The following is a 24,389-nucleotide window of genomic DNA, read 5'->3' as shown; positions in this document are numbered from 1 at the left end:
AAAATGATAATTATGGAAACGCAGGCAAATAACAAGAAACTTAACAAGTACCAACTCGAAAACCAAACAATATATACAGGATTTTCTACATTCAATGAAGCAGAAGACTATGCAGGGAAAGAGGGTGGAACTGTGGTAGAAGTGGGTTTTAAAGACGGAAATGATAATCCCCAGATTACCACCGAAGCAGGACTGGTTGAAAAAAAGCTACATTATTTTGTAGATGCCGGTGATGAGTATAAATTTATTCATTCTTCTGATCCCGGTTTTAAACAGTATGCAGACGAATTGCAGAAGATCAAAGCAAAACTGCAGCAATCACCACCCGATGAAAGATATTTAGCAAATTTTGAAATTGAAAATGCTGAAGATCCTATCGTTGTTCTGAAGAATGATCAATTTGAATCTGTGACATCAAGAGAGCGATCAAAGTATCTCAAGCATGCACACGTTTACGAAATAGGAGTTTCGATATCCAAATCTTAAAAAAATCAATACGATGAGCAAAACAAAATATTCAGAAAAAGCTCAGGAAAAAGTTGGAAAGGTGATGGAGGAATTCAAAGAAGGAAAGCTGAAATCATCTTCCGGAAAGAAAGTTACAGATAAAAAGCAGGCAGTTGCCATCGGAATATCTGAAGCCCGTGAAAAAGGTCTGAAAGTACCTAAGGAAAAGAAGAAAAAGGATTAATCTTAAATAAAAACCGTTCGCGAATTGTCACGAACGGTTTTATTTTTTTTTATTTGTTTTGATTGTAAAGTATCTCATAATATTCATCAGCCATCCTATCGCTGTTGAATTGGTCTTTTACATCATTCATGGCATTCTGCTGTATGTTTCTCCATTTTTTTGGCTGGTCATAATACAGCGGAAGAACTTCGTTTTCTAGAATTTCATACAATTTATTCAGATCATAGTTATCCTGCTCGTAGATGCTCATATTTTCGTAATCACACTTTGGAACAACGAAAGAATTTTCACCATGTTTTGCAAATTCAGGAATCCAGCCGTCATCAGTTGAAAGATTGACCGTTCCGTTCATCGCAGCTGACATTCCTGAAGTTCCTGAAGCTTCTCTCGGAACCCTCGGATTATTCAGCCAGAGATCTGAACCTTGCTTTAGAGATTTGCTTAAAGACAATTCATACCCTGTAAGGACGGCCATATTTTTATGATTTTTGCTCTCCTCAACAAGAGTATTAAAAGTTGAGATTGACGAATAATCCATAGGATAAGGCTTTCCGGCCCAAATAATCTGTACGGGATATTTGGGGTTGTTTAATAATTTATAAAAACGGTCTTTATCGTGCAACAGTAAATCAGCACGTTTATATCCTGCAAATCTTCTTGCCCAGACAATGGTGAAAATATTCGGATCAAACAAATTTCCGGTTTGATCTGCAACGATTTTAAACAGTCTTTTCTTTAAAAGCTTTTTGCGGTAATCAAAAATAGTATCGTTATTTTCGTCTTTAGCAATATAGAGTTCTTTATCACCCCAATATTTGAATTCCTGGGCATTGGTGATTGATTTAATCTCACAAATTCCGGGATATTTGCTCCACATGGCTCTGGAAACAACCCCATGAAGTTGTGATACGCCGTTTGCAATTCTTGCCATTTTCAAAGCACAAAGTGAGTGATTGAAAAGCTCACCGTCAGAACCTTCCAGTTTTTTAACTTCTTCCATGCTTAGACCTGAAAAATAAGACATATCGTAGCATAATCTCAGGTTGTGCTTTTCGTTTCCGGCCTCTTCCGGAGTATGGGTCGTGAAAACTAATTTTTCTTTTACTTTATGCAGATTTCCGCTGTACTTTTTTAACAGATGAAATGCTGCGGGAAGCCCGTGCGCTTCATTAAGATGATAGACTTCTCTTTCGATATTCATTTCGTCAAGAAGTTTTGCACCGCCTTTTCCTAATAAAATATACTGAGCCAGTTTTGTAGATTCGTTAGCATCATACAGCTTGTGGCAGATTGTTTTTGAAACATGGTCGTTTTCCGGAACGTCCGTTGAAAGGAAAAACATGGGTGCTGTATGGAAGATTTCAGGGTCCAGATACCATACTTTTACCCAAACGGGAGCACTGTGGATTTCGATCTGGAATTTGATTCCGGTATCTTCAAGAAAACTGTACATTTTTCTTGTCCAGACTGGCTGTAATGTCTGATCATGATTTCTTGCCTGATCATAATATCCGAATTTCCAGAGAATCCCGATTCCTATTAAATCCTGCTTCAGATTATAAGCGCTTCTCATATGAGAGCCCGCTAAAAATCCCAAACCACCGGAATATATTTTCAGAACCTGTTCTATCGCAAATTCCATAGAAAAATAGGCTACTTTTTTGGTGTACTTTTCGTTTACGCTGTAAGGTATTTTAAAATTTTTAAAATCCATAAAAAGATCGGTTTTGTGTTTAAAAGGGTAAAGGTATTAATTAAGAAAATAAACTTTACATTAATTATATGATAAATTATTTTTAAAATAATCTTTGGAGAAGTTTTTTTTACTACCTTTAAATGTAAATTTTTGATAATCAAAAACTTCAAGAGTGAAACGGGGGGTTCCAAGTATCCTTTAATAATTAAGAATCAGTGCATGAAAAAATTATTCTCAGAGGAAGATTTGATTAAAAATCTAAGTTTATACTACCTCAACCGACATCTGAAGAAGAAACCGATGGAGAAATATCATCGTACAATCGATGCATCGCCTCTCCATGAAAGGGAAAAATACAAGAAAAAAGCTGAAATATTATTGCTGAATTCTTTCATGCACCATTTTCCTGAAGTGACCTTTGAGAATCTCACCTGCGAAAGTCCCGACTTTATCGCAAAATTCAACGGCAAAAAAATCGGAATAGAATTGACCGAGGTCATCAATCATCTTGAGATGAAGAAAGTTGAAAGCAATTTGAATAAGATCTTCCGTCAGGCAGAAATATTGTTAGAACATGAAGACACCACGAAATATCGTGGTGTTTATTTTTTGTCTTTTCACACCCACTTAAAATTTGATACCCCTGAACAGCAACAGGAAATTATTCTTAATATTTATAAAAGCATTAAAAAAAATAAAGCATTGGGATGCGTGAAAAGCATCAGAAAATCTTCTCATCGCAGAAATGTCTTTATTACTCACGAATATAATATGAATCTCTTTGATGAGCTCTGCTCCGAGAAAATTTTAGAATTAATAGAAAAGAAGAACGAGAAGTTTCCTTATTATGACAGATCCGTTGATGAGTGTTGGCTTGTTATTGTTTCAGATATGAATTCTCTGGCGTCACGCTATACTTTTATTCAGGATAAAGAGCATTTGAAGGAAGTGGAAAGTCCGTTTCACAAAATTTTTCATCTTGAAAATCTTTGCGGGAATATGACGAGTATTAAGTAGTTTTGTTGATCAGGTATCAAATATTCAAATATTTAATATTTTTCATATTAAATATTTTGTTTTTATCATTATTTGGTGATTATAATTAAATTTCATTATATTTGATAAAGTTTAAACCTTAATAACCAATCTGATATGAAAAAAACTCTACTTTTATTTATTTTTCTTATTTCACAAACTTTTTTCTCTCAGGCAGATTGTTCTACTGCATTGTCGGTTTGCGGAAATTCAAATATTACGTACAGCCCCACCGGAATTGGCGCCGTGAACGAATCTTTAGGAGGTTGTTTAATCACTGGTGAGCATAATTCTATCTGGTATAAATTGACGATTGCCACGAGTGGTACATTGACTTTTAATTTAGTTCCGAATGATCCTGATGCAGATTACGATTGGGCAGTTTATGGTCCGAATGTTACCTGCGGAACTTTAGGTTCACCGATACGCTGTAATGCTGCAACTGTACTCGGAGTAGGTGCTGCAACAGGACTCAATATGACCAGTACAATCACCAATGCTCCGGGAGGATCTTTGACGCCGTATTGTCAGTATATGGATGTTGTGGCAGGGCAAAGTTATTATCTGTACATCGATAATTGGGTGGGTGCAGGAAGTACAACCACCGCACCTTTTTCATTAACGTGGGGCGGAACAGCAACATTAGCTTCTCCCTTTACAGACCCTGCATTGCAGCCTCAGCCGTTTATTCCACCGGGATTACCTGCAGCTAATCCTGCAGATCCGAGAGAAGTTTTGATATGTGTAAGTCCTGCAGTTTTTGATTTCACAACACTTACAGCAGGAATTTTGAATGGAAATCCTAATTTTATTGTTTCTTACCATACAACTCAGAATGATGCACTTGCCGGAACAAGTCCTATTACAGCTCCGATTACTGTAAATACGACAACGATTTATTATTACAGCATTCATTATCAGGATCCTGCCAATCCAAACAATCCGATCAACTTTTGCCGTCAGATTGGCCCGTTTAAATTTAAGCAGGGGAATATTACGGCTCTTGACAAAACTATATTTGCCTGTAACAATAATAAAGCGGGTACGGCAACCTTCAATTTAAATTCAGCAAATGTCTTTACGGGTTCTAATATTACCATAAAATATTATCCTACAATGGCAAACCTGAATGCCGGAACAGCACAGATTATGAATCCGACTCAGTATGTTTCTGCACAAGGTGTAGTTTACGCACTGGTTACCACATCGGAAGGTTGTTCAGATACGGCAGCGATTACCTTGAGTTTTTATCCTGAAGTAGTTGTAAATGATGCTGTTTTACGCTTTTGTGCATTGCAGGAAAATTTGGTAACTGCATCTTTTGATCTTACTACTGCAAACGTTACACTGCAAACAGGAACTACAAAAAAATATTATAAGTCAGTACAGGATGCAATCAGCGAAACTAATGAAATACCAGCTGCAATGGCTACAGCATATATTTCTCCAAGCGGAGTGGCTTATGTAAAAGTCTTTAATGAAAACGGATGCTATGCTATTGCAAAAATTACTTTGCAGGTAATTCCGCCGGTTTATTCTGCTGTTTTAAAAGATAAAATCATCTGTATCGAAGACAAGACCGTACTTGATGCAGGTGCAGGATTTGACGGATATGAATGGAGTACGGGTGCCACTACACAAACAATTTCTGATGCCGGAGTCGGAACTTATTGGGTGAAACTAAAAACTGGCGAATGTATTTCTTATCAGACGGTAAAAGTATATGCTTCTGACCAACCCGTGGTTTCAAGCATAGAAATTTCAAATACTACAGTTACTATTAATGTTGATGGTGGTAAAGCACCTTATAAATATTCTATGGATAATGTCAACTGGCAGGACTCTAATGTCTTTACAAACATTTCAAGAGGTGATCATATGATTTACGTGAAAGATGCTTATGATTGTGAACCGATTAAGATAGACATTGTAGTCCCTAATTTAATTAACGTAATCACACCAAACGGAGACGGAGTAAATGATGTCATCGATTATTCTGCATTGGCCAATAAACAGAATTTGGTATTCAACATTTTTGACCGTTACGGAAATAAAATTTTCCATGCAGACAGATTCAATAACTACAAATGGGACGGAAGTTCAGGTGGAAAAAAAGTTCCTACGGGAAATTATTGGTATTCTGTAACATGGAATGAAAATGATCAGAAAAATACCTTATTCAAGTATACAGGTTGGGTATTGGTGAAGAATAGAGAATAAATAACAATTAAATAAATAAAGACCATCTTAATAAAGGTGGTCTTTTCAGTTAAAAACTTTAGTATCTTTAAAATAATCAGAAAGATAGATGATTTTACCGTGTTCTGAAAACTGAACGATTGTACAAATGCTATTTTCATATTCACCCGATCCCGACATATTTCCGATTGATGTTGTCTGATAAAAATATTTTTCATTTCCTAAGTGAAAAATCTCCGAAACATGCCATTCAATTTTTTCATAACGCCTGAAAATAGCTCTGAACAAGGCTAATATTCTATTTTTGCCTGAAATTTCTTTTGAGGGTGGAATCCATATTGTACTTTCATCTGTAAACCACTTTTCCAGCTGATCAATTTTCAGAGAATTTAAATCTTTCATAAAATCACTGATTTTGCACACCATAAATTACTTCTTTTATCTTTATATACGGGGAATTTGTTAACTTGGATTTAAATTCGATCACGGAAATGTAGGGTTAATAATCGGGTTTTTAATACTATTAAAATTAAAAGAATGAAAAACTTCTCGATTCTTCAATATAAAGGAATTATTTCTGATCAGTTTCTTAGTCGGAAGATCACTGATTTTTCTTCAGCTTGTAAATACATTTCCGAATTACCTTATAAACGAAATTTAGACAAAAGGAATATCAAATGTGTTTTCGACGAATCAGCAGGAACCTGCAGTACAAAACACGCAGTTTTAAAAAAATTAGCACTTGAAAATAATCATCCTGAAGTAAAATTGATTCTCGGTATTTTTAAAATGGATGCTGATTATACTCTTAAAATCAAAAAAACGTTGGAAGAATATCATTTAAATTATATTCCCGAAGCACACAATTATCTCAAAATTGAAAATGAATATTTTGATTTTACTAAGCCTGATTCGGATTACAGACAATTCAGAAATAAGATTTTAATTGAAAAGGAAATAGAGTATAATCAAATTTTTGCAGAGAAAATTTCATTTCATAAAGAGTATCTTAAAAATTGGATTGCTGAAGAAAAAATTCCTTATAATTTAGATGAAATCTGGAATATCAGAGAGCAGTGTATTGAAAATTTACAGAAAAAATGATGAGGTTGAAATTCAGAATTCTTCTCCCGTTTGCTTTGCGAAAAGCAAGGAACTGCGAGACGATTACAAACTATAGACCGAATCAATTTAGTATTCATATTTAAATTATTATCTTTGCACCCATTAAAATTCAGTAATAATAAATGTCTCATTTTCACAGAACTGCCGCATTTCATACCCTTGGCTGCAAATTAAATTTTGCGGAAACATCTACTATTGCCCGTCAATTGACAGATGCCGGTTATGATAAGGTGAGTTTTGATGACAAAGCAGATATTTATGTCATCAATACCTGTTCGGTAACTGAAAACGCAGACCGTGAATGTAAACTTCACGTAAAAAGAGCCATGAAAGCAAATCCCGAAGGCTTAGTGGTGATTGTCGGATGTTATGCGCAGTTAAAACCGGAAGAAATTTCACAAATTACAGGTGTAGATTTAGTTCTTGGAGCCAAAGAGAAATTCAATATTCTGAGCTATCTTGATGACTTGGAAAAATCTGAAAGTGAAGGTATTGTCCATTCTTGCGAAATCGAAGAAACAGATTTTTTCATCGGAAGTTATTCTATCGGTGACAGAACCAGAGCTTTTCTGAAGGTTCAGGATGGCTGCGATTACAAATGTACTTACTGTACAATTCCTTTAGCAAGAGGGATTTCCCGTTCAGATACCATCGAAAATGTTCTTACAAATGCAAAAGAAATAGCAGCAAGAGACATCAAAGAAATCGTTCTTACCGGTGTAAACATTGGTGATTACGGAAAAGGTGAATTTGGAAACAAAAAACACGAGCATACTTTTTTAGATTTAATTAAAGAATTAGATCAGGTTGACGGTATTGAAAGAATCCGTATTTCATCAATTGAACCGAATCTTTTGAAGGATGAAAGTATTGAGCTGGTTTCTAAAAGTAAGAGCTTTGTTCCACATTTTCATATTCCTTTGCAATCGGGAAGCGATGATTTGCTGAAAAAAATGAAACGTCGTTATTTAACCAAACTATATAGAGACAGAGCCAATAAAATCCGTGAGGTAATGCCTCATGCAGCAATTGGCGTTGATGTCATCGTTGGATTTCCGGGAGAAACCGAAGAGTTATTCATGGAAACCTATAATTTTCTGAATGAGCTTCCTATCAGTTATCTGCACGTTTTTACCTATTCTGAAAGAGAAAATACGGAAGCTGCCGAAATGGAAGGAACTGTTCCAATTCCCGAAAGAAAAAGACGCAACAAAATGCTTAGAATTCTTTCTGAGAAAAAGAAAATGGCATTCTATCAGACTCAGCTTGGGCAAACACTTCCCGTACTTTGGGAGCACGAAAATAAAGACGGAAAAATGTACGGTTTCACAGAAAATTACGTGAGGGTACAAAAAGATTTTGACCAATCTTCTGTCAATCAGATTGAATTTCTGAATTTAGAAAAAATCCTTTCAGATGGCACGGTTTCTGTGCAGTCATCTTACGAAAGTTTTTTAGCAAAAGCATAGTCTGTTTGCTTTATTTCCACTAAATTTATTTTAACTTTTTTTAAATCTACATTCTTATGAGAGATAAATTTTTATCTTGGGGAATTGTGTTGGTCATTGTAACATGGATCGTTGCATTGCTGATAAGAGCACATTATTGGATTCCGATCCTTTTAACGGCAATTTATGCATTAGGGGTTTATAATACCTATCAAACCAAGCATGCAATTCTCAGAAATTTCCCTGTTTTAGGATATTTCAGATATTTTTTTGAAGATATTTCTCCCGAAATGCAGCAGTATTTTATCGAAAGAGAAACAGACGGGAAACCATTTCCAAGAAATCAGCGTTCTGCAGTGTACAGACGTTCAAAAAACCTGAGTGATACTGTGCCTTTCGGAACACAGCTAGAGGTTAATCACAGAAAGTACGAAGGAATCAAACACTCTATTTATGCTAAATCTCCAAAAGAAGAACTTCCGAGAGTTTGGGTAGGAGGTGAGCAATGTACACAGCCTTATCATGCTTCGTTGTTTAATATTTCGGCAATGAGCTTCGGTGCGTTGAGTGACAGGGCCCAGATTTCTTTAAACAGAGGTGCAAAAAAAGGAAATTTTTATCATAACACAGGAGAAGGTGGAATTTCTCCGCATCATTTGGAAGGAGGGGATCTTTGTTGGCAAATCGGAACCGGGTATTTCGGATGCAGAGATGAGGAAGGAAAATTTAATCCTGAATTATTCACAAAGTATTCAAATCTTCCCAACGTGAAAATGGTTGAGATTAAATTGTCTCAAGGTGCAAAACCAGGTCACGGCGGAGTTTTACCGGGAGTGAAAAATACTCCGGAAATTGCAAAAATACGTCACGTACAGCCCGGTTTGACGATTGTTTCTCCGCCATCACATTCATCTTTTTCAGATGCAGCAGGTTTGTTGAAATTTGTACAGCATTTAAGAGAGCTTTCGGGAGGGAAACCTGTTGGTTTTAAGCTTTGTATTGGTGATACGAAAGAGTTTGAAGATATCTGCGTTCAGATGAACGTTCTGAAGATTTATCCTGATTTTATCACCGTTGACGGAGCAGAAGGAGGAACCGGAGCTGCACCACCCGAATTTTCTGACGGAGTGGGAATGCCTCTGGAACCAGCATTGATTTTTGTAAATAAAACATTGAAAAATTACAATGTCAGAAATAAGCTGAGAGTGATCGCAAGCGGAAAAGTTCTGACAAGTTTAGATATTTTGAGAGCAGTTGCGATGGGAGCCGATATGTGTAATAATGCGAGAGGGTTTATGTTTTCTTTAGGCTGTATTCAGGCTTTGAGATGTAATAACAACAATTGCCCTACAGGCGTTGCAACACAGGATAAAATGCTGATCAAAGGTCTTGATGTGACGGATAAAGCTGAAAGAGTGTACCATTTTCACAAAAATACATTACACACCTGTAATGAATTGATTGCAGCGGCAGGAAGAGATTCTTATGAAGAAGTAGATGCTACCATGTTCATGCGTGGCGATGAGTTTGAGCATCTTTCGGATAAATATTTCCCGGATATTCTGGGAAATGTGAGATAATTTAAATCTCGCATACAGCAAAAAAAATCCGCTTCGTAAAATTTGAAGCGGATTTTTTGTTTTTTTATTGTTGACCTACTGGTCTTACTTCAGTATGATAAATCTGGAAGTTGAATACAAATGTTGCATTCTGAAGACTATAATAATTGGCATCTCTTGCAAAAGCTGCTTTTGAAGGAACAATAATTACACCCTGTAAATTAGGTAAGGTTTCATTGGGTAAGTTTTGAAAACCATTGAAATACTTTAACCCTTCCTGAAGGCCTTCTATCTCGTAATAGCTTCGTGGATATGTATCTGTTACAATACTTTTTTTCGCATAGTAAAATTTTGGATCAATTGTAGGAGAAGCTTCACCATCAATTGTATTTAAAAGGGCTCCCCCAGTTGTAAGGGCAACATTTCCGTCCGTATCTGTAGCACGATAGTAGGTAACTCTCATCATTGTTTTGATCAGACTTGCAGTAGTTGGTGAGCTTGAATCAGTATTTATTGCTACTCCAGGATTGGGTTGTGCTCCTTCTCTTTTAATGTAAATAACTCCGGAAGGAAGTTTTACCGGACTTAGTTCAGATAACTTCTTATAATTATCATCAGTAGCGTCTGTACTGCTAAACGCTTTGATATTCCCTTGTGTGTCTAAGTAGTTGTTATCCATAAATTTTTGGATAGCCTGTTCATCAAGAGTGTTTCTCACTTCAATGTTATCCGGCTCTATAAATGTTTCTACTTCATCATCTTTTTTACAAGCTGAAAAACACAAAGATCCAGCAAGGATATACAAAAATATTTTTTTCATTTCAAAAACTTTAATTACTTTACAAATAATATAACGGCAAAAGTATAAAAAATTATGAGAATAGATAAATTTTTATGGAGTATTCGTTTTTACAAGACCAGAAGTATTGCTACCGACGAGATCAAAAAGAACAGGGTAGCAATAGGAGAGTCGGTTGTAAAGTCGTCTAAAGAGGTAAAAGAAGGTGATGTGATCAGGATCCGTAAAAATCAGATTGACTATAAAATTAAAGTCATACAAATCCCTAAAAGCAGAATTGGAGCAAAATTGGTTTCGCTCCACATTAAAGATGTTACCGACAAAGAACAATATGAATTATTAAAGCTTCGTAAAATGTCTCAGAGTTATTACCGGGACAGAGGCGAAGGAAGACCCACCAAAAAAGACAGAAGAGAGATCGATGGCTATGTAGAAAATGATGTAGATGCTGACTTTACAGATTGGGATGATTTTTTTGGAGAGAACGATTCTGAAGAAGAAAAAGATTCATAAATAAAGCTTTTCAATGATTTCATTCATGATCACTTCAGGTTCTTTAGAGTCTGTACTGATCTGGAATTGTGCTTTGCTGTAGAATTCATTTCTTTCGAATAAATGTTTGGCGATAAACTCAGGGAGATTTTCATCTGAAATGTTAGCAATCAAAGGTCTTTTTTCTTTTTGTTTTGAAATTCTTTCTATTAAAGTATTGATAGACGTTCTGAGAAATACACTTTTTGAATTATGGTTGATGATTTCCATATTGTTGTAGTACACAGGGGTGCCTCCGCCCAGACTGAGAACAATGTTTTCTTCGGTCGCCAATATTTCTTCCAAAGTTTCCCTTTCCAGCTTCCTGAAGTAGATTTCGCCCTTCTTTTCGAAGATTTCAGGGATCGTCAATTTATTTCGTCTGGAAATTTCTTTATCAAGGTCAATTAATTTAAAATTTATTTTTTCGCTTAAAATTTTGGAAATGTGAGATTTGCCACTTCCCATGTATCCGACGAGTGAAATTATCATGAATTTATTTTGAACAAATTTGCGAAAAAGTTTTGAGATAATGAAAAAAGTTCTATCTTTGCACCACTAAAAACAAGGGACATTACTTACGATGAAAACTTGATAATCAGTGACCGACTCGGTAGCTCAGCTGGTAGAGCAATACACTTTTAATGTATGGGTCCTGGGTTCGAATCCCAGCCGGGTCACTAGCAAAAATATTATATATTTTTTATAATTTTTTGCCTGCGTGGTGAAATTGGTAGACACGCCATCTTGAGGGGGTGGTTTCCTAAGGATGTGCTGGTTCGAGTCCAGTCGCAGGCACTGCAAAAAAAAAATATTTGGTAAGTCTGAAATTTATTTTATATTTATCAAATTAAATCAAGACCGACTCGGTAGCTCAGCTGGTAGAGCAATACACTTTTAATGTATGGGTCCTGGGTTCGAATCCCAGCCGGGTCACAAGTTTACTGAAAAGTAAATTTTTTTCATATTAATATTTTGTGATTTGGTGTTCAAAGGCTTCCTTCAGGAAGCCTTTGATTTTTGTTGAAGGTTTTAATCTAAATGCATATTGTCGATCAATCTTACTCCGTCTACCATCACTACAATAAATGCCCTGTAAGATTTGTTATTATAGAAAAAATCTGTTTCTTTCAGTGTGTTTTCATCAGCGATTAAAAAATACTCAAGCTGCATACCTTTCTGGTCATCAAAAATATCTCTCACTCTATCCTTTATTTCAGATACAGAAACGGTTCTGAACCAATCATTCACTTTTACCAACGTTTCATAAATAACTTTCGAGTCTTCTCTTCTGTTTTCAGCCAGTCTCTGGTTTCTTGAGCTTAAAGCCAGACCATTTTCTGCCCTGTAGATATCAACTCCTTTTATTTTAATAGGAAGATGTTTTTTATCAACCATTTTTTTGATGATTGCCAATTGTTGAAAATCTTTTTCACCAAAGTAAGCCGTATCTGGTTTTACCTGACTGAAAAGTTCTTCAACCACAGTTCCTACACCGTCAAAATGTCCGGGTCGTGATTTTCCTTCCATTTCATTTTCCAGACCGTCAAAATCATAATGCTGGCTTTCTGCTTTTTCGGGGTAAATATCCTGAACTTCCGGAATATAAACAGCGTCTACCAAGCCCGATTTTTCAAGAATCGAAATGTCTCGACGGGTGTCTCTGGGATATTTTTTTAAATCTTCAGCATTATTAAACTGAGTCGGATTTACAAATATTGAAGAAATGACGAGATCATTCTCTGTACGTGCAGCTTCGTAAAGGGAGAGATGACCATCGTGTAAGGCTCCCATCGTTGGTGCAAAACCGATTTTTTTTCCCATTTCTCTCTGTCTTTCAATAAAGTCCTGAAGCGTTTTTTTGTTTTTTAGAACTTCCATAATTTATTTTAATAGCAATTCAAAAATACTAAAATATCTGGGATTAATTTTTAAGATTTAGCAGTTTGTACGGAATGATTATCGTAAATAAATGTTAATTACATTGATGTTGGATGTTTTTTTGTAATTTTGCAACTTATAGCATTATTTAAATTATATAAAAATTATATGCCCAATCAGAAAATACTGTACATTACCACAGAGATGTACCCTTATCAGGAAGACACCAATTTAGGAACCGTGGTAAACAAAATGGCACTTAAAATGCACCAAGAAGGCAATGATGTAAGAGTTTTTATGCCACGATTTGGACAGATAAGTGAGAGGAAATTCCAGCTTCATGAGGTCATCAGACTTTCTGGGATGAATATCATCATCAACGATTTAGATCAGCCCCTTATCATTAAAGTAGCTTCTCTTCCGGGAGAAAGACTTCAGGTTTATTTTATAGATAATGAAGAATATTTTAAAAGAAAACAATATTATTTTGATGATGAAGGTGTAGGCTTTCCTGATAATGACGAGCGTGCAATTTTCTTTGCAAGGGGCGTTATAGAAACGATAAAGAAATTAAACTGGGTTCCGGACGTGATTCACCTTAATGGTTGGATGGCTTCTTTTATTCCGGTTTATTTAAAAACCTTTTACGAATCTGATACTTATTTCAAAGATGCAAAAATTGTTCTTTCATTATATAATGAAAAGGACGCTCCCTTAGATAAAAGTATTGCAGAAAAATTACAGTTTGATAATATTTCAGGATTAGAAGCGTTAAATAATCCGAGTTTTCAAAGTTTTGTCATTGAAAGTATGAAATATGTAGATGAAGTGGTGAAAGGTGACGAGTTTTTAGAAGGAGATTTGGATAAAGCTTTTAACGAAACTACTACTTCAAAGTCAGAATATTTGGACGTAGATTCTATCAATAAACTATATTAAAGAACATTTTGATGATTTATAATGTGAAAAGAGCCCTCACTATACTTTCTATGGTGATTTTTGGCGGAATGTTGGTGTACAATTGCGAACCGGATCCGGATTCTTTGGGGGAACAATTGTTTTTAGACGGAGCGGCGAATGGAAATGAAGTTGCGTATGACGTTACCGCATATAATATTAATAATAATGACAGTATAAGAAGTGATGCCGCAAAATTAGGCTTAGCTACTTTGGGTGCTTTTTCTGAAAGTCAATTTGGAATGCAGAGAGCTGCTTACTATACACAGGTAAGGCTTCCGGCTTATGATCCTGATTTTGGTGCGAGTGCAGAAGTTGATTCTGTAGTATTGGTCATCAAACCAACATATGCTTCAGATTCTTTGACCACCACTACCGATGAAAATTATGTTTATCCGGATGGTGCAGTACCAGCAAAAAAAGTTTTTAACAGATATCCCGCAACCAAATATGGACGAACAAAATTTAATGGTGGGAATTTAGCTGTTAAAGTACACGAAGTTACTGATTTTTTGAATGGGTATAGCGACATAGCTTTTTCTAACAAAATTTACCAAATAGGTCAGGAACTAGGTTCTAAAACATTCAACGGATATGTAAGTTCCGTTGCTATTACAAAAGATTCGGATAATACGTCGTTGTTTTCTTCTGAAGTTGGTTTTAGAATACCACTTTCAGCAAGTTTCTTTAAGACAAAAATTATTGATAAAAAAGGTCAACCCGAACTAAAAGATGTTACAACATTCATTAGATATTTTAGAGGTTTAAAAGTTTCTGTTACAGATTCTGATGGATATTTGGTACAGTTTTCACCTTCATCAGTTGAATTGATCATGTATTACAAATCTACTGATACAGGTGCAACAACGAGCACTCAAAAGAAATACGCTTTCTCAATAGGAAACGGAAATGCTCATATCGGAAATTATGAATACAATAGAACGGGATCTGCATTACAGTCAGCATCTATTGGAAATACAACTACTGGTGATGCGAAACTTTACACTCAAGGAATGGGGGGGAATTCAATTGGGATTAAATTTCCAGTTGAGACAATAAATACATTGAAAACTCTATATCAAAATAATAAAGCTGCGATTATCAGTGCAAAAATCAGAATGTATACCGATCCTGTTGCATGGAAAAATAATCTTAAAAAACCTACAATCTTAACGATACTTCAGAAAGATATTGTAGACGGGAAGGAAACTACCAATTTTACGGAAGACTTGTTAAAACTTAGTGCAACACCTAATTTTGCCTATATCAAAGCATATGATTTAGATAAAAATCCTGCTTATTATGACTTCACAGTTACTCAGTCTGTAAAAGATATTGTTGAATCAGGAGCAAAATATAGCGATAAATATTTCAGAGTAGATTTAGGAAATTTTATCTCTTCATCTACCGGGTCAACTTTGGCAGGATATCAGTATACATCACGACCTTTCGCTTTGGATAGAGCTGTTTTTGTAGGATCAGATCCGGCAAATACAAATAGAATTCAATTAAGAGTTACCTACGGTACAAAATAAAAAAATAAAAAAACACTAATAAGTTATGTGCGGAATAGTTGGTTATACGGGCTTTCAGGATGCCTATGATATAGTTATAAACGGACTTAGAAGACTAGAATACAGAGGTTATGACAGTGCCGGAATCGTTTTGGAAGGCGAAAACAATGCATTTGACGTTGAAAAAACAAAAGGTAAAGTTGATGATCTTGTAAATATTTCAAGTAAACTAAAAGGATTTGCAAAAGTGGGAATGGGGCATACACGTTGGGCAACACATGGTGTACCAAGTGATAGAAATTCTCATCCTCATTTATCAAACAACGGTAAGATTGCAATCGTTCACAATGGGATCATCGAAAATTATGATACCATTAAAATAATGCTTACAGACAAAGGTTTTAGTTTCAAATCAGAAACTGATACAGAAGTTTTGGTAAATCTTGTGCAGTATTTTATGGATCTGAATTCTGAAACAGATTTTCCTACAGCAGTAAGATATGCACTAAATGAAGTATACGGAGCATACGCCATTACGGTAATGCATGAAGATTATCCAGGAGTATTGGTTGTAGGAAGACTAGGCTCTCCTTTGGCGATCGGAATTGGTGAGAAAGAATACTTCATTGCATCTGATGCGTCTCCGTTTGTAGAATTCACAAAAGAAGCTATTTATTTAGAAGAAGGTCATATGGCGATTCTTTCTTTGGAAAATGGCGTAGATATCAGAACAATTAAAGATAATTCTAAAATTATTCCGGAAATTCAGGAGCTTAAATTAAATTTAGAGCAGATCGAAAAAGGGGGGTACGAGCATTTTATGCTTAAAGAAATCTTTGAACAGCCAAAATCAATTCATGATACGATGAGAGGAAGACTTCTCGTTGAAGAAGGAATTATTAAAATGGCCGGAATCTGGGATCATCTTGAAAAATTTAAAAATGCTAATAGAATCATCATTATTGCTTGTGGTACTTCATGGCACGCAGGTCTTATTGGTGAGTATTTGATTGAAGAATTTGCCAGAGTACCTGTAGAGGTTGAATATGCTTCAGAATTCAGATACAGAAACCCGATTATTACAGACAAAGATGTAGTCATTGCAATTTCCCAGTCAGGAGAAACTGCTGATACAATGGCGGCATTAAAGCTTGCAAAAGAAAAAGGAGCTTTTATTTATGGTATCTGTAATGTTGTTGATTCTTCAATTGCAAGAATTACAGATGCAGGTTCATACACCCATGCAGGTCCGGAAATTGGGGTTGCTTCTACTAAAGCATTTACTGCACAGCTTACTATTCTTTCGCTTATTGCATTAAAATTAGGAAAGCATAACGGTAATTTGGGGAATGCGGAATTTATGAGCTTAATTGCTGAATTAAATGCCATTCCTAAGAAAATTGAAGAAGTTTTAGAAGCTACTCATGAATTAACTCAAAGCATTGCTAAGGATTTTATCAATGCTACCAATTTCCTGTATTTAGGAAGAGGCTATAACTATCCTGCGGCTTTGGAAGGAGCTTTGAAGCTAAAAGAAATTTCTTACATTCATGCAGAAGGATATCCCGCCGCAGAAATGAAGCATGGTCCTATTGCCTTGATTGATGAAAATATGCCAATCGTTATTATTGCCCCTAAAAAAGGGCATTATGATAAGATTGTAAGTAATGTACAGGAAATTAAAGCAAGAAAAGGAAAAGTGATTGCTGTGGTAAATAAAGGAGATACTCAGGTAAGTGCAATGGCAGATTATGTAATTGAGATTCCTGAAACTTCAGAATGCTTCTCGCCAATTGTAGCATCTGTTCCTTTACAGTTGTTGGCATACTATATCGCTGTATACAGAGGCGCAAATGTTGATCAGCCGAGAAACCTTGCAAAATCTGTAACTGTAGAGTAAAAATACTTGCAAATAAAATAAATTTAGATTTTTTTCGTTATTCTGAAAAAAATCTTAAAAGTTTCTTAAAAAAATTATATATTTACGGCTTAATTATAAAAATTAACATGAAAAGGATATTTCTTTTATTATTGTCTGCGTCGGTAGCATCGGTATCTTGTTCAGGTGGTGGATCTTCTTCTGTTGGGAAGCCAGGAACAAAAGGGGAATTGATACCTAGAGAAAAAACAAAATCATTTGTTGCAGAAAGACCATATGGTATGGTTGCCATTCCTGGTGGATCTTTCGTTGCAGGTTTAGCTGATGTGGATTTCACAGACAGCCCTGAAAAAGCAGCATTGAAAACCGTGACTGTATCATCTTTCTTTATGGATGAGGCAGAAACTACAAATGCAGAATACAGGGTGTTTATTAACTATGTAAGAGACTCTATTGCAAGAACTATGCTCGCTGAAGCTGCCGGAGAAGGCGGAGAAGGTGGTGGCAAAGGTACAGGAATCGGAGATTATGCATACCTTGCAAAAAAAGAAGAAAATCTTACTGCTTATCAGGAGTATCTTGAAGGAGCAGGTGGAAGAGAAGGTTTTGATGATACAAAAAGATTAGACTGGAAAATTCCATTACACTGGAATACTTCTAAATATCCTGATGTAGAATATGCTGAAGTTTTAGAATCTATGTACTTACCTGCTTCTTCAAGAGTAGGCAGCGAAAGACTTCTTGACGTGAGCAAATTAAAATATAATTATAAGTGGGGAGATATGGATGTTGCACTTGCAGAAAACGAAAGAGGTGTAAACTACCTTAGAAGTGAAAGCATAGCAATCTATCCTGATACTACAGTTTGGGTTAAAGATTTCCATTTTACTTATAATGAGCCATTATTTGAACAGTATTTCTGGCACAAAGCTTACAAAGATTATCCTGTTGTAGGGGTTACTTGGGATCAGGCTAGAGCATATTGTAACTTCAGATCTAAATTAAAATCTGATTATAACGAAAGTTTAAAAAGAAGAAAACAAAGACCATTGACTTTCCGTCTTCCAACTGAAATGGAATGGGAATATGCTGCAAGAGGAGGTAAGCAAAATGCAACCTATCCTTGGGGTGGTCCTTACCTGATGGATGACAGAGGTTGTTATCTTGCAAACTTCAAGCCAAAAAGAGGTAATTATATGGAAGATGAGAAATTAGGTACTTATACTTATGCTGCTCCTGTGAAAAAATTCAAGAAAAACAGTTTCGGATTGTTTGATATGGCCGGAAACGTTTCTGAGTGGACAGAATCTGCATACAATAATTCATCTTACGGTTTCTCTTCAACTTTAAATCCTTCTACTAAAGATAAAGAAGATGCTAAAAGATCTGTAAGAGGTGGTTCTTGGAAAGATGTTGGTTATATGTTGATGACTGGTTACAGAGATTTCGAAATGAAAGACTCTGCAAGAAGTTACATCGGATTCAGAACAGTACAGGATATTCCTGAGGCTGCTGTTAAAGCAAAAAGAATTAACAGATAAGAATTTTCAATCAATTATTTTCGGAAACAATTTTATTTAACATTAAAAAAAACTAACTTATATGTTTAAGACTAAAGATGCTTGGATGAATTTCTTCTATTCATTCGGTGCTGCAATTGTAATTCTTGGAGCTTGGCTTAAAATTACTCACATTTCATTTGGCCCAATTAACGGTAACATCGCACTTACAGTAGGGCTTGTTACAGAGGCAATTATCTTTATTATTTTCGCTTTTGACCCTCCAGCAGCTGAAGAGTCTTACCACTGGGAAAATGTTTACCCTGAATTATTAGACAAACATGCGAACCCAAACCCTCTACATTCAAATATTTCTGCTAAAAATGCTAATGCTCAATTTGCAGAATTAGAAAATTCTTTATCTACTAAATTGGATAAAATGCTTCAGGATGCAAAACTTGATGTACAATTATTTGACAGATTGAGAACCGGAATTGATAAATTTTCAAACTCAGTAGATCAGATCAATCAGACCGTTGATGTTTCTGCTTCTACTCATAAGTATAACGATCAGTTAAACAAAGCTGCTCAGCACATGGAAAGTATGAACGCTTTATATGCAATGCAGTTAGAAAACGGTCAGAGACAATCTGATTTTGCTAAAAAATACGTAGAAGATATGCAGAAATCTGCTGAGCATTCAGAAAAATTTAATCAAGAATTACAAGGTTTAACCACAAACTTAAACAGCTTAAACAGAGTTTACGGTGGTATGTTAACTGCAATGAAGTCGTAATCCTAAACCATTAATTTAATAAAAACTAAAGAAAAGAGAATGGCAAAAGGAAAACAGACTCCACGTCAGAAGATGATCAACCTAATGTATTTGGTGTTCATCGCAATGATGGCCCTAAACATTGATGTTGAAATCATCAGATCATATTACGACTCTACAAGAGCATTGAATGAAACAAGACACTTAACTGAAGATAAAAATCAGGATATCTTTGAAGTTACTCTGGAAGCAAAAGCTCAACAGGTACCCGATACTTATGCACAGCCTTGGGAACAATACAAGGTTTTAAAAAGTAAAATTGACGGTTTAGTTAGTGCTGCGGAAGATGTTAAAGTAATTTTGAAAAAAAATTCAGAATTCTTTGACAAAGATCCAAAAACTGGAAAAGATATGGATGTCAGCGAGAATTTTTCTGCACTGAATAATAACGAAGCAACAACAGAATATTTCTTTAAAGAGGGTGATGAAAACAGCCCCTCTCCGAAAGCTTTAGAGCTTAAAAAGAAAATGGATGAAGTAAGATCGTATATTGTTTCTACTTTTGGAAATAACCCACAATTATTAAAATTGGTTGATAGAGCAAACAGATCTATTGTTGCCGAATATCCTCAAGGGAAATCTCCGAACGGAAAAACATGGTTCCAGAATAAATTCTATCACCAGCCGCTTATCGCTGCGATCTCAAACTTAGAAATTATTCAGAATGATGCAAGAAACGTACAGTCTGATGCATTAGCATTAATGCTTCAGGAAAAAGTTGATGCAAGCATTAAGTTTAATCAGTATGAAGCTATTGTTTCAGCACCTTCAGACATTCAGTCTGGTAAAAAAGCTGAAGCGGTTATTATGTTGGGAACTTATTCTAACAGTAATAAAATCAGCATCAGCGGTGTAAGCAGACAAGAAAACGGTAAAGGATATCTTCCTTTAAATACCGGAGGTCTTGGAGAGAGAAAGATTGGTGGTGTAATTACTTTAACAGATGCAACAGGAAAAGCTCAGCAATTCCCATTCACGCATACGTATAATGTAATTGCTGGTCCACAACAAGTAAAACTTGAACAAGGTCTATTACTTTCTGCCGATAAGATGAATGTAATGTACAGAGGATTAGAAAACCCAGTAACGGGTTCTATTCTAGGTGCTGATAATGCTAAATTATCTTTATCTGCTCCAGGAGCTGTAGTGAAGAATACTGGAAAGGGTAAATGGAACGTTATTCCTTCAACTGGAACTACAGTAAAATTAACATTGTCAGGTACGGATCCAACAGGAAAATCAGTATCACAGGTATTTGAATACAGAATCAAAGGTATTCCTAAGCCACAAGGTCAGATCAGAGGAAAAGCAGTAAACTTTATGCCAGCTACTTCGATACCTAATCAGATTGTTACTGCTACATTACCTGATTTCGATTTCCCTGTATCATTTACTGTTAATAGTTTCATTTTGAAATTGCCAGGAAGAGCGGGTACCATGATTCAAGGAAATTCATTGTCTTCTGCTGAAGGCTTAATTAGAAACCTAAGATCTGGTGATGTTGTACAAATTTATGATATCAAAGTTACTGCTACTGGTTTAGGCAATCAACAATTAAAAGAACTTTCTCCAGTAACGATTAATGTTCAATAAGATTATAATTTGAAAAATCATATTATGAAAAAATATATAAGCAGTCTTTTAGTATTAGCTTCTGGGTTTGCATTCTCACAGTCTATTCTAAATGCATCTTCTCCAGAAGAATTCAGACAAATGAGATCTGAAAATATGATGAAAGTGGGAGATACTGTTATTAGCAATAAAGTTAAACCACTTGAGTACGGTTTTGTAGATCAAAAAGACGTCTTGAAAAGCATGATGGTTTGGGAGATTATCGATATGAATGATAAAATCAATCAACCGTTCTATTATGATAACCCGGATGGGTTGCTTTCTAAAAATACAAGATCTTTATATCAAATTCTTTTAGACGCTGCTATGAGCGGCGAAATTGAAGAAGTGTATGATGATGAAAATTTCACCACAAAATTAACTCCAGACGGAATCAAGAGTAAGCTTGAAAGTGAAAGAATGGATGATGAAGCTATCGAAATTCTAAATTCTGGAAGAAATCTTACTGATGAGGAAAAGAAAAGGTTAATTGATAAGATTAGAACTACTACTGACAAAGTAAAGGTTTTAAAGATTATGGGAATGTGGTTTATCGACAAAAGAGATGGTCAGATGAAATACAGACCGCTTGGTATTGCAGCCATGGGTCCTGATCCAACATCTTTAGGTAGAATAGATGCTGAAGGTAAGTTGATGGATGGTGCAAATGATTTAGTTGATCTATTCTGGGTTTACTATCCAAAAGCCAGAGAGATTTTAGCAAACAATTACGTTTTCAATAGAAAGAACTCATCTGCAGACTTATCTTTTGATGATATAATCAATGCTAGAAGATTTTCTTCTGTGATCTACAAATCTTCAAACGGTTTAGGTGATGGAGTTATTAAAGACTACATCCCTAGAAATGCTGAAGAGCAATTGGAAGAAAGCGACAAAATCAAAGAACAGATTCTTCAAATGGAGAATGATATGTGGAATTACTAGATTTCACTTGATATTTATAAAAAACCTGAGTACTTTTACTCAGGTTTTTTTATTATGCAAAATGTAGATTATATCATTGTAGGAGACGGGTATGCAGCTTTGTTTTTAGCTCATCAGCTTACCAAAAATAAAAAGTCATTTGTTATTTTTTCTGAAGGGAGAAAAAGTGCATCTCAGATTTCTGCAGGAATTGTAAATCCTGTGGTTCTTAAAAAGTTTACTACTTTTTGGTTGGCTCAGCAACAATTAGATTTTCTCAAAAATTCTCTTGATGAAATTGAAAAGTACACCGGAGAAAATTATTTAATCAATGCTTTTATTCATAGGATTTTCCATGATGAAAATGAACAGAAATTATGGCTTAAAAAATCACAAACCGAAGAGCTTTCGAATTTTTTAAATGAAGATTTTAAGCATTTAAAGGATGTAAAAAATGATTTTAATACCGGAATTGTAAAGCAGTCGGCAAGATTAAACGTTCATGGATTTTTCAATGATCTAATGAAGTTTCATGAAAATAATTCTCAATTAGTTAAGGAGCGATTTAATTATAGTCAATTAAATATCGCTGAATCTACATACCCCAATTTTAAATTTAAAAACATCGTATTTTGTGAGGGAATGGCTGTTAAGAACAATCCGTATTTTTCAGACATTCAGGTAATTCCGAATAAAGGACACCACATCAGAGTCAAGCTTGCTGAACCAATACCTCAAAATATAACCATCAAAAAGAAACATTTTTTATTTCCTTTAAATAAAGATTTATACTTTTATGGCGGAACGTATGACAGAGAGCAAATGCATGAAAATATTGACGATTCTGCAGTTGAGCAATTAAGAAATGGTTTGTCTGAATTCTATCCGAATGATTTTGTCATAGAAGAGGTTCATTTCGGCTTCAGACCAACCGTAAAAGACCGAAGACCGATTGTAGGAAGACATTCTGACCATCATAATCTTTATGTTTTTAACGGTCTTGGAGCAAGGGGGATTCTTAACGGGTGCTATTTTTCAAAAAGCTTGTACGATTTCATAGAAAATAATATTGATCTGCCGCACGAAATTTCTTTAGACAGGTTTTAAACAAAAAAGACACTTATAAAGTGTCCTTTTTGTTTTATTGTGAAGCCATTTTAGTTTCGGCCTGATTTTTTTTACCGTGAAATAAAACCATATCTACATCTTTTTGCAGAAAGGTAACTTCATTTTTTGTATCTGTAAACAGATATTTGTTGTCTTCTGTAGAAAATCCGGCATTTTCATGATTCTTTTTAAGCTCGTAAGTCTTTCCATTAAGATGTACAGTGACAATATCTTTGGTATTATTCATGATAATTTCCATTTCATCGCCGTGACGGTCAGAAATAGTTTGCTTTGTGATATTATCTGTTGAAGCAGCAGTTTCTGTATTGGTAGCTGCGAGATCGGGATCTTTAGCAGAATGCTTACATGCTGCTAATGTGAGGATTACTAATAATCCAAAAACTGATTTTTTCATTTCTAGTTGTGGTTTTATGAATTTCATATAATATTGATGTGGTTCGACAAAATTACAATTATTTTTCTTTAAAATATGTTAATTTTTAATAAATTAAAGAATTTTAAGATAAGATTTGAATGATTTTTTTATGTTAAATGTAATTTTTTGTTTCTGTCATTCGTTTTTTAGCTTATTTAAAGGAGAGTTAAACTTTGTTAACATTGAATTAAGTAATAGAATCTCCGCTTACATTTGCAACTTGAAATGAGAAATACCATCGTATATTTTTTGACTGCCCTTTTTCTGCTGTTCGTGGTGGAAAGCAAACTTAATGTCAAAACTTTGTATAATGACTTTTCAGGTCATATTTCTCACAATTATCCCGAAAAAACAAATCAATTAAATCATTCAGTACAGAAATTTTCTGTTCAGCAATCTTCTGATTTTGTGAGTGATTTTTCATTTGATGTAGCAGAAGACGATTTTCAGTTGGCAGATAATCTGCAGGCAGTAATGACTTTTGCATGTGTTTTCGGATTGATTTATTCGTTTGGACTATTATTCAAAAAAAGGTTCAAACCCTCAATTTCAAATTTTTTACAGCATTTCAGTTTTGTAAAAACTTTCATTCTGATCCGTTCTATCAGAATTTAAAATTTCTTTTTTTCGATTATTTTTTGCTCTAAACGGGCAGGAAGCTTT

At 35.0% G+C, this 24,389-nt stretch carries 23 protein-coding genes and 3 tRNA genes; 20 read left to right on the top strand and 6 right to left on the bottom strand.

From position 1 onward, the window contains the following. Positions 1–12 precede the first annotated feature (12 nt). Positions 13–486, top strand: coding sequence for a hypothetical protein (locus tag AC4FQ5_RS16515; protein WP_491145064.1), 474 nt, complete (start codon positions 13–15; stop codon positions 484–486). 13 nt (positions 487–499) lie between these two features. After that, entirely contained in the window at positions 500–691 is a 192-nt protein-coding gene (locus tag AC4FQ5_RS16510) for a DUF6496 domain-containing protein (RefSeq protein WP_491145062.1), read from the top strand. Between the two features lie 49 nt (positions 692–740). On the opposite strand, the gene glgP is transcribed toward AC4FQ5_RS16510, so the two are convergent. Next, positions 741–2,405 (bottom strand): alpha-glucan family phosphorylase, encoded by a 1,665-nt coding sequence (gene glgP, locus AC4FQ5_RS16505; RefSeq protein WP_491145061.1) that lies wholly within the window; start codon positions 2,403–2,405, stop codon positions 741–743. A 201-nt stretch (positions 2,406–2,606) separates the two neighbouring features. Between glgP and AC4FQ5_RS16500 the strand changes: the two genes are divergently transcribed. Both AC4FQ5_RS16500 and AC4FQ5_RS16495 read left to right on the top strand, forming a co-directional pair. After that, the gene (locus tag AC4FQ5_RS16500; RefSeq protein WP_491145059.1) at positions 2,607–3,404 is read left to right on the top strand and encodes a hypothetical protein; all 798 of its coding nucleotides are present in this window, start codon (positions 2,607–2,609) and stop codon (positions 3,402–3,404) included. Positions 3,405–3,539: 135 nt separating this feature from the next. Beyond that, complete coding sequence (locus AC4FQ5_RS16495; protein WP_491145057.1) at positions 3,540–5,642, top strand: FIDD domain-containing protein; 2,103 nt, start codon at positions 3,540–3,542, stop codon at positions 5,640–5,642. Positions 5,643–5,687: 45 nt separating this feature from the next. On the opposite strand, the gene AC4FQ5_RS16490 is transcribed toward AC4FQ5_RS16495, so the two are convergent. Beyond that, positions 5,688–6,023: a nuclear transport factor 2 family protein gene (locus AC4FQ5_RS16490; RefSeq protein WP_491145056.1), complete on the bottom strand. Its 336-nt coding sequence runs from the start codon at positions 6,021–6,023 to the stop codon at positions 5,688–5,690. A 135-nt stretch (positions 6,024–6,158) separates the two neighbouring features. Here AC4FQ5_RS16490 and AC4FQ5_RS16485 point away from each other — a divergent pair, with 135 nt between their 5' ends. From AC4FQ5_RS16485 to AC4FQ5_RS16475, 3 genes are all read left to right on the top strand, one after another. Further along, positions 6,159–6,725 (top strand): hypothetical protein, encoded by a 567-nt coding sequence (locus AC4FQ5_RS16485; RefSeq protein WP_491145054.1) that lies wholly within the window; start codon positions 6,159–6,161, stop codon positions 6,723–6,725. 143 nt (positions 6,726–6,868) lie between these two features. Next, a complete protein-coding gene (mtaB, locus tag AC4FQ5_RS16480; RefSeq protein ID WP_491145052.1) occupies positions 6,869–8,215 on the top strand; it encodes a tRNA (N(6)-L-threonylcarbamoyladenosine(37)-C(2))-methylthiotransferase MtaB in 1,347 nt (448 codons plus the stop codon). Between the two features lie 56 nt (positions 8,216–8,271). Further along, positions 8,272–9,774: an FMN-binding glutamate synthase family protein gene (locus AC4FQ5_RS16475; protein WP_491145050.1), complete on the top strand. Its 1,503-nt coding sequence runs from the start codon at positions 8,272–8,274 to the stop codon at positions 9,772–9,774. Between the two features lie 64 nt (positions 9,775–9,838). Here the strand turns inward: AC4FQ5_RS16475 and AC4FQ5_RS16470 are convergent, their stop codons facing one another. Then, positions 9,839–10,573, bottom strand: a complete 735-nt coding sequence (locus tag AC4FQ5_RS16470) for a hypothetical protein (protein WP_491145049.1) — start codon at positions 10,571–10,573, stop codon at positions 9,839–9,841. Positions 10,574–10,627: 54 nt separating this feature from the next. Between AC4FQ5_RS16470 and AC4FQ5_RS16465 the strand changes: the two genes are divergently transcribed. Further along, positions 10,628–11,065, top strand: coding sequence for an RNA-binding S4 domain-containing protein (locus tag AC4FQ5_RS16465; protein WP_491145047.1), 438 nt, complete (start codon positions 10,628–10,630; stop codon positions 11,063–11,065). On the opposite strand, the gene AC4FQ5_RS16460 is transcribed toward AC4FQ5_RS16465, so the two are convergent. Beyond that, positions 11,060–11,575, bottom strand: a complete 516-nt coding sequence (locus tag AC4FQ5_RS16460; RefSeq protein ID WP_491145045.1) for a shikimate kinase — start codon at positions 11,573–11,575, stop codon at positions 11,060–11,062. The genes AC4FQ5_RS16465 and AC4FQ5_RS16460 overlap by 6 nt on opposite strands. Before the next feature lie 115 nt (positions 11,576–11,690). On the opposite strand from AC4FQ5_RS16460, the gene AC4FQ5_RS16455 reads away from it, so the two are divergent. The 3 genes from AC4FQ5_RS16455 (at position 11,691) to AC4FQ5_RS16445 (ending at position 12,019) form a co-directional block, all read left to right on the top strand. Further along, positions 11,691–11,763, top strand: a tRNA-Lys gene (locus tag AC4FQ5_RS16455). Positions 11,764–11,798: 35 nt separating this feature from the next. Next, positions 11,799–11,881, top strand: a tRNA-Leu gene (locus tag AC4FQ5_RS16450). A gap of 65 nt (positions 11,882–11,946) precedes the next feature. Further along, positions 11,947–12,019: transfer RNA gene (locus tag AC4FQ5_RS16445), tRNA-Lys, on the top strand. A gap of 96 nt (positions 12,020–12,115) precedes the next feature. Here the strand turns inward: AC4FQ5_RS16445 and panC are convergent. After that, positions 12,116–12,964 carry a pantoate--beta-alanine ligase gene (gene panC / locus AC4FQ5_RS16440; protein WP_491145044.1) on the bottom strand — a complete coding sequence of 283 codons (849 nt, stop codon included), beginning with the start codon at positions 12,962–12,964 and terminating at the stop codon, positions 12,116–12,118. A 168-nt stretch (positions 12,965–13,132) separates the two neighbouring features. Here panC and AC4FQ5_RS16435 point away from each other — a divergent pair, with 168 nt between their 5' ends. From AC4FQ5_RS16435 to AC4FQ5_RS16400, 8 genes are all read left to right on the top strand, one after another. Next, on the top strand, positions 13,133–13,903 hold the full coding sequence (locus AC4FQ5_RS16435; RefSeq protein WP_491145042.1) for a glycogen/starch synthase: 771 nt from the start codon (positions 13,133–13,135) through the stop codon (positions 13,901–13,903). A 23-nt stretch (positions 13,904–13,926) separates the two neighbouring features. Continuing rightward, on the top strand, positions 13,927–15,456 hold the full coding sequence (locus AC4FQ5_RS16430) for a DUF4270 family protein (RefSeq protein ID WP_491145040.1): 1,530 nt from the start codon (positions 13,927–13,929) through the stop codon (positions 15,454–15,456). Positions 15,457–15,481: 25 nt separating this feature from the next. Beyond that, positions 15,482–17,335, top strand: a complete 1,854-nt coding sequence (gene glmS / locus AC4FQ5_RS16425; RefSeq protein ID WP_491145039.1) for a glutamine--fructose-6-phosphate transaminase (isomerizing) — start codon at positions 15,482–15,484, stop codon at positions 17,333–17,335. Between the two features lie 107 nt (positions 17,336–17,442). Further along, entirely contained in the window at positions 17,443–18,855 is a 1,413-nt protein-coding gene (gene porK / locus AC4FQ5_RS16420; protein WP_491145037.1) for a T9SS ring complex lipoprotein PorK/GldK, read from the top strand. Positions 18,856–18,916: 61 nt separating this feature from the next. Next, positions 18,917–19,609, top strand: coding sequence for a type IX secretion system motor protein PorL/GldL (gene porL / locus AC4FQ5_RS16415; protein WP_300352584.1), 693 nt, complete (start codon positions 18,917–18,919; stop codon positions 19,607–19,609). 39 nt (positions 19,610–19,648) lie between these two features. Continuing rightward, positions 19,649–21,241: a type IX secretion system motor protein PorM/GldM gene (porM, locus tag AC4FQ5_RS16410; RefSeq protein ID WP_491145035.1), complete on the top strand. Its 1,593-nt coding sequence runs from the start codon at positions 19,649–19,651 to the stop codon at positions 21,239–21,241. Positions 21,242–21,265: 24 nt separating this feature from the next. After that, the gene (gene porN, locus AC4FQ5_RS16405; RefSeq protein WP_491145034.1) at positions 21,266–22,204 is read left to right on the top strand and encodes a type IX secretion system ring subunit PorN/GldN; all 939 of its coding nucleotides are present in this window, start codon (positions 21,266–21,268) and stop codon (positions 22,202–22,204) included. A 54-nt stretch (positions 22,205–22,258) separates the two neighbouring features. Continuing rightward, positions 22,259–23,290 (top strand): NAD(P)/FAD-dependent oxidoreductase, encoded by a 1,032-nt coding sequence (locus AC4FQ5_RS16400; protein ID WP_491145032.1) that lies wholly within the window; start codon positions 22,259–22,261, stop codon positions 23,288–23,290. Positions 23,291–23,324: 34 nt separating this feature from the next. Here AC4FQ5_RS16400 and AC4FQ5_RS16395 read toward each other — a convergent pair whose 3' ends face one another. Continuing rightward, positions 23,325–23,705 (bottom strand): hypothetical protein, encoded by a 381-nt coding sequence (locus AC4FQ5_RS16395; protein ID WP_491145030.1) that lies wholly within the window; start codon positions 23,703–23,705, stop codon positions 23,325–23,327. Positions 23,706–23,951: 246 nt separating this feature from the next. Between AC4FQ5_RS16395 and AC4FQ5_RS16390 the strand changes: the two genes are divergently transcribed. After that, positions 23,952–24,341: a hypothetical protein gene (locus AC4FQ5_RS16390; RefSeq protein WP_491145029.1), complete on the top strand. Its 390-nt coding sequence runs from the start codon at positions 23,952–23,954 to the stop codon at positions 24,339–24,341. Positions 24,342–24,389: the final 48 nt, after the last annotated feature.

Source organism: Chryseobacterium sp. DT-167, assembly GCF_058310155.1.
Note: the sequence above shows the minus strand (reverse complement) of the source record. Positions and strands in the feature narration are given on the sequence as shown.

Coding starts and splice junctions, on each gene's coding strand:
- AC4FQ5_RS16435 (WP_491145042.1), top strand. CDS start 13,133: ATGCCCAATCAGAAAATACTGTACATTACCACAGAGATGTACCCTTAT.
- AC4FQ5_RS16475 (WP_491145050.1), top strand. CDS start 8,272: ATGAGAGATAAATTTTTATCTTGGGGAATTGTGTTGGTCATTGTAACA.
- mtaB (WP_491145052.1), top strand. CDS start 6,869: ATGTCTCATTTTCACAGAACTGCCGCATTTCATACCCTTGGCTGCAAA.
- porK (WP_491145037.1), top strand. CDS start 17,443: ATGAAAAGGATATTTCTTTTATTATTGTCTGCGTCGGTAGCATCGGTA.
- panC (WP_491145044.1), bottom strand. CDS start 12,964: ATGGAAGTTCTAAAAAACAAAAAAACGCTTCAGGACTTTATTGAAAGA.
- AC4FQ5_RS16390 (WP_491145029.1), top strand. CDS start 23,952: ATGAGAAATACCATCGTATATTTTTTGACTGCCCTTTTTCTGCTGTTC.
- AC4FQ5_RS16400 (WP_491145032.1), top strand. CDS start 22,259: ATGCAAAATGTAGATTATATCATTGTAGGAGACGGGTATGCAGCTTTG.
- porL (WP_300352584.1), top strand. CDS start 18,917: ATGTTTAAGACTAAAGATGCTTGGATGAATTTCTTCTATTCATTCGGT.
- AC4FQ5_RS16485 (WP_491145054.1), top strand. CDS start 6,159: ATGAAAAACTTCTCGATTCTTCAATATAAAGGAATTATTTCTGATCAG.
- AC4FQ5_RS16510 (WP_491145062.1), top strand. CDS start 500: ATGAGCAAAACAAAATATTCAGAAAAAGCTCAGGAAAAAGTTGGAAAG.
- AC4FQ5_RS16395 (WP_491145030.1), bottom strand. CDS start 23,705: ATGAAAAAATCAGTTTTTGGATTATTAGTAATCCTCACATTAGCAGCA.
- glmS (WP_491145039.1), top strand. CDS start 15,482: ATGTGCGGAATAGTTGGTTATACGGGCTTTCAGGATGCCTATGATATA.
- AC4FQ5_RS16460 (WP_491145045.1), bottom strand. CDS start 11,575: ATGATAATTTCACTCGTCGGATACATGGGAAGTGGCAAATCTCACATT.
- AC4FQ5_RS16470 (WP_491145049.1), bottom strand. CDS start 10,573: ATGAAAAAAATATTTTTGTATATCCTTGCTGGATCTTTGTGTTTTTCA.
- AC4FQ5_RS16490 (WP_491145056.1), bottom strand. CDS start 6,023: ATGAAAGATTTAAATTCTCTGAAAATTGATCAGCTGGAAAAGTGGTTT.
- glgP (WP_491145061.1), bottom strand. CDS start 2,405: ATGGATTTTAAAAATTTTAAAATACCTTACAGCGTAAACGAAAAGTAC.
- AC4FQ5_RS16495 (WP_491145057.1), top strand. CDS start 3,540: ATGAAAAAAACTCTACTTTTATTTATTTTTCTTATTTCACAAACTTTT.
- porN (WP_491145034.1), top strand. CDS start 21,266: ATGAAAAAATATATAAGCAGTCTTTTAGTATTAGCTTCTGGGTTTGCA.
- AC4FQ5_RS16500 (WP_491145059.1), top strand. CDS start 2,607: ATGAAAAAATTATTCTCAGAGGAAGATTTGATTAAAAATCTAAGTTTA.
- porM (WP_491145035.1), top strand. CDS start 19,649: ATGGCAAAAGGAAAACAGACTCCACGTCAGAAGATGATCAACCTAATG.
- AC4FQ5_RS16465 (WP_491145047.1), top strand. CDS start 10,628: ATGAGAATAGATAAATTTTTATGGAGTATTCGTTTTTACAAGACCAGA.
- AC4FQ5_RS16515 (WP_491145064.1), top strand. CDS start 13: ATGGAAACGCAGGCAAATAACAAGAAACTTAACAAGTACCAACTCGAA.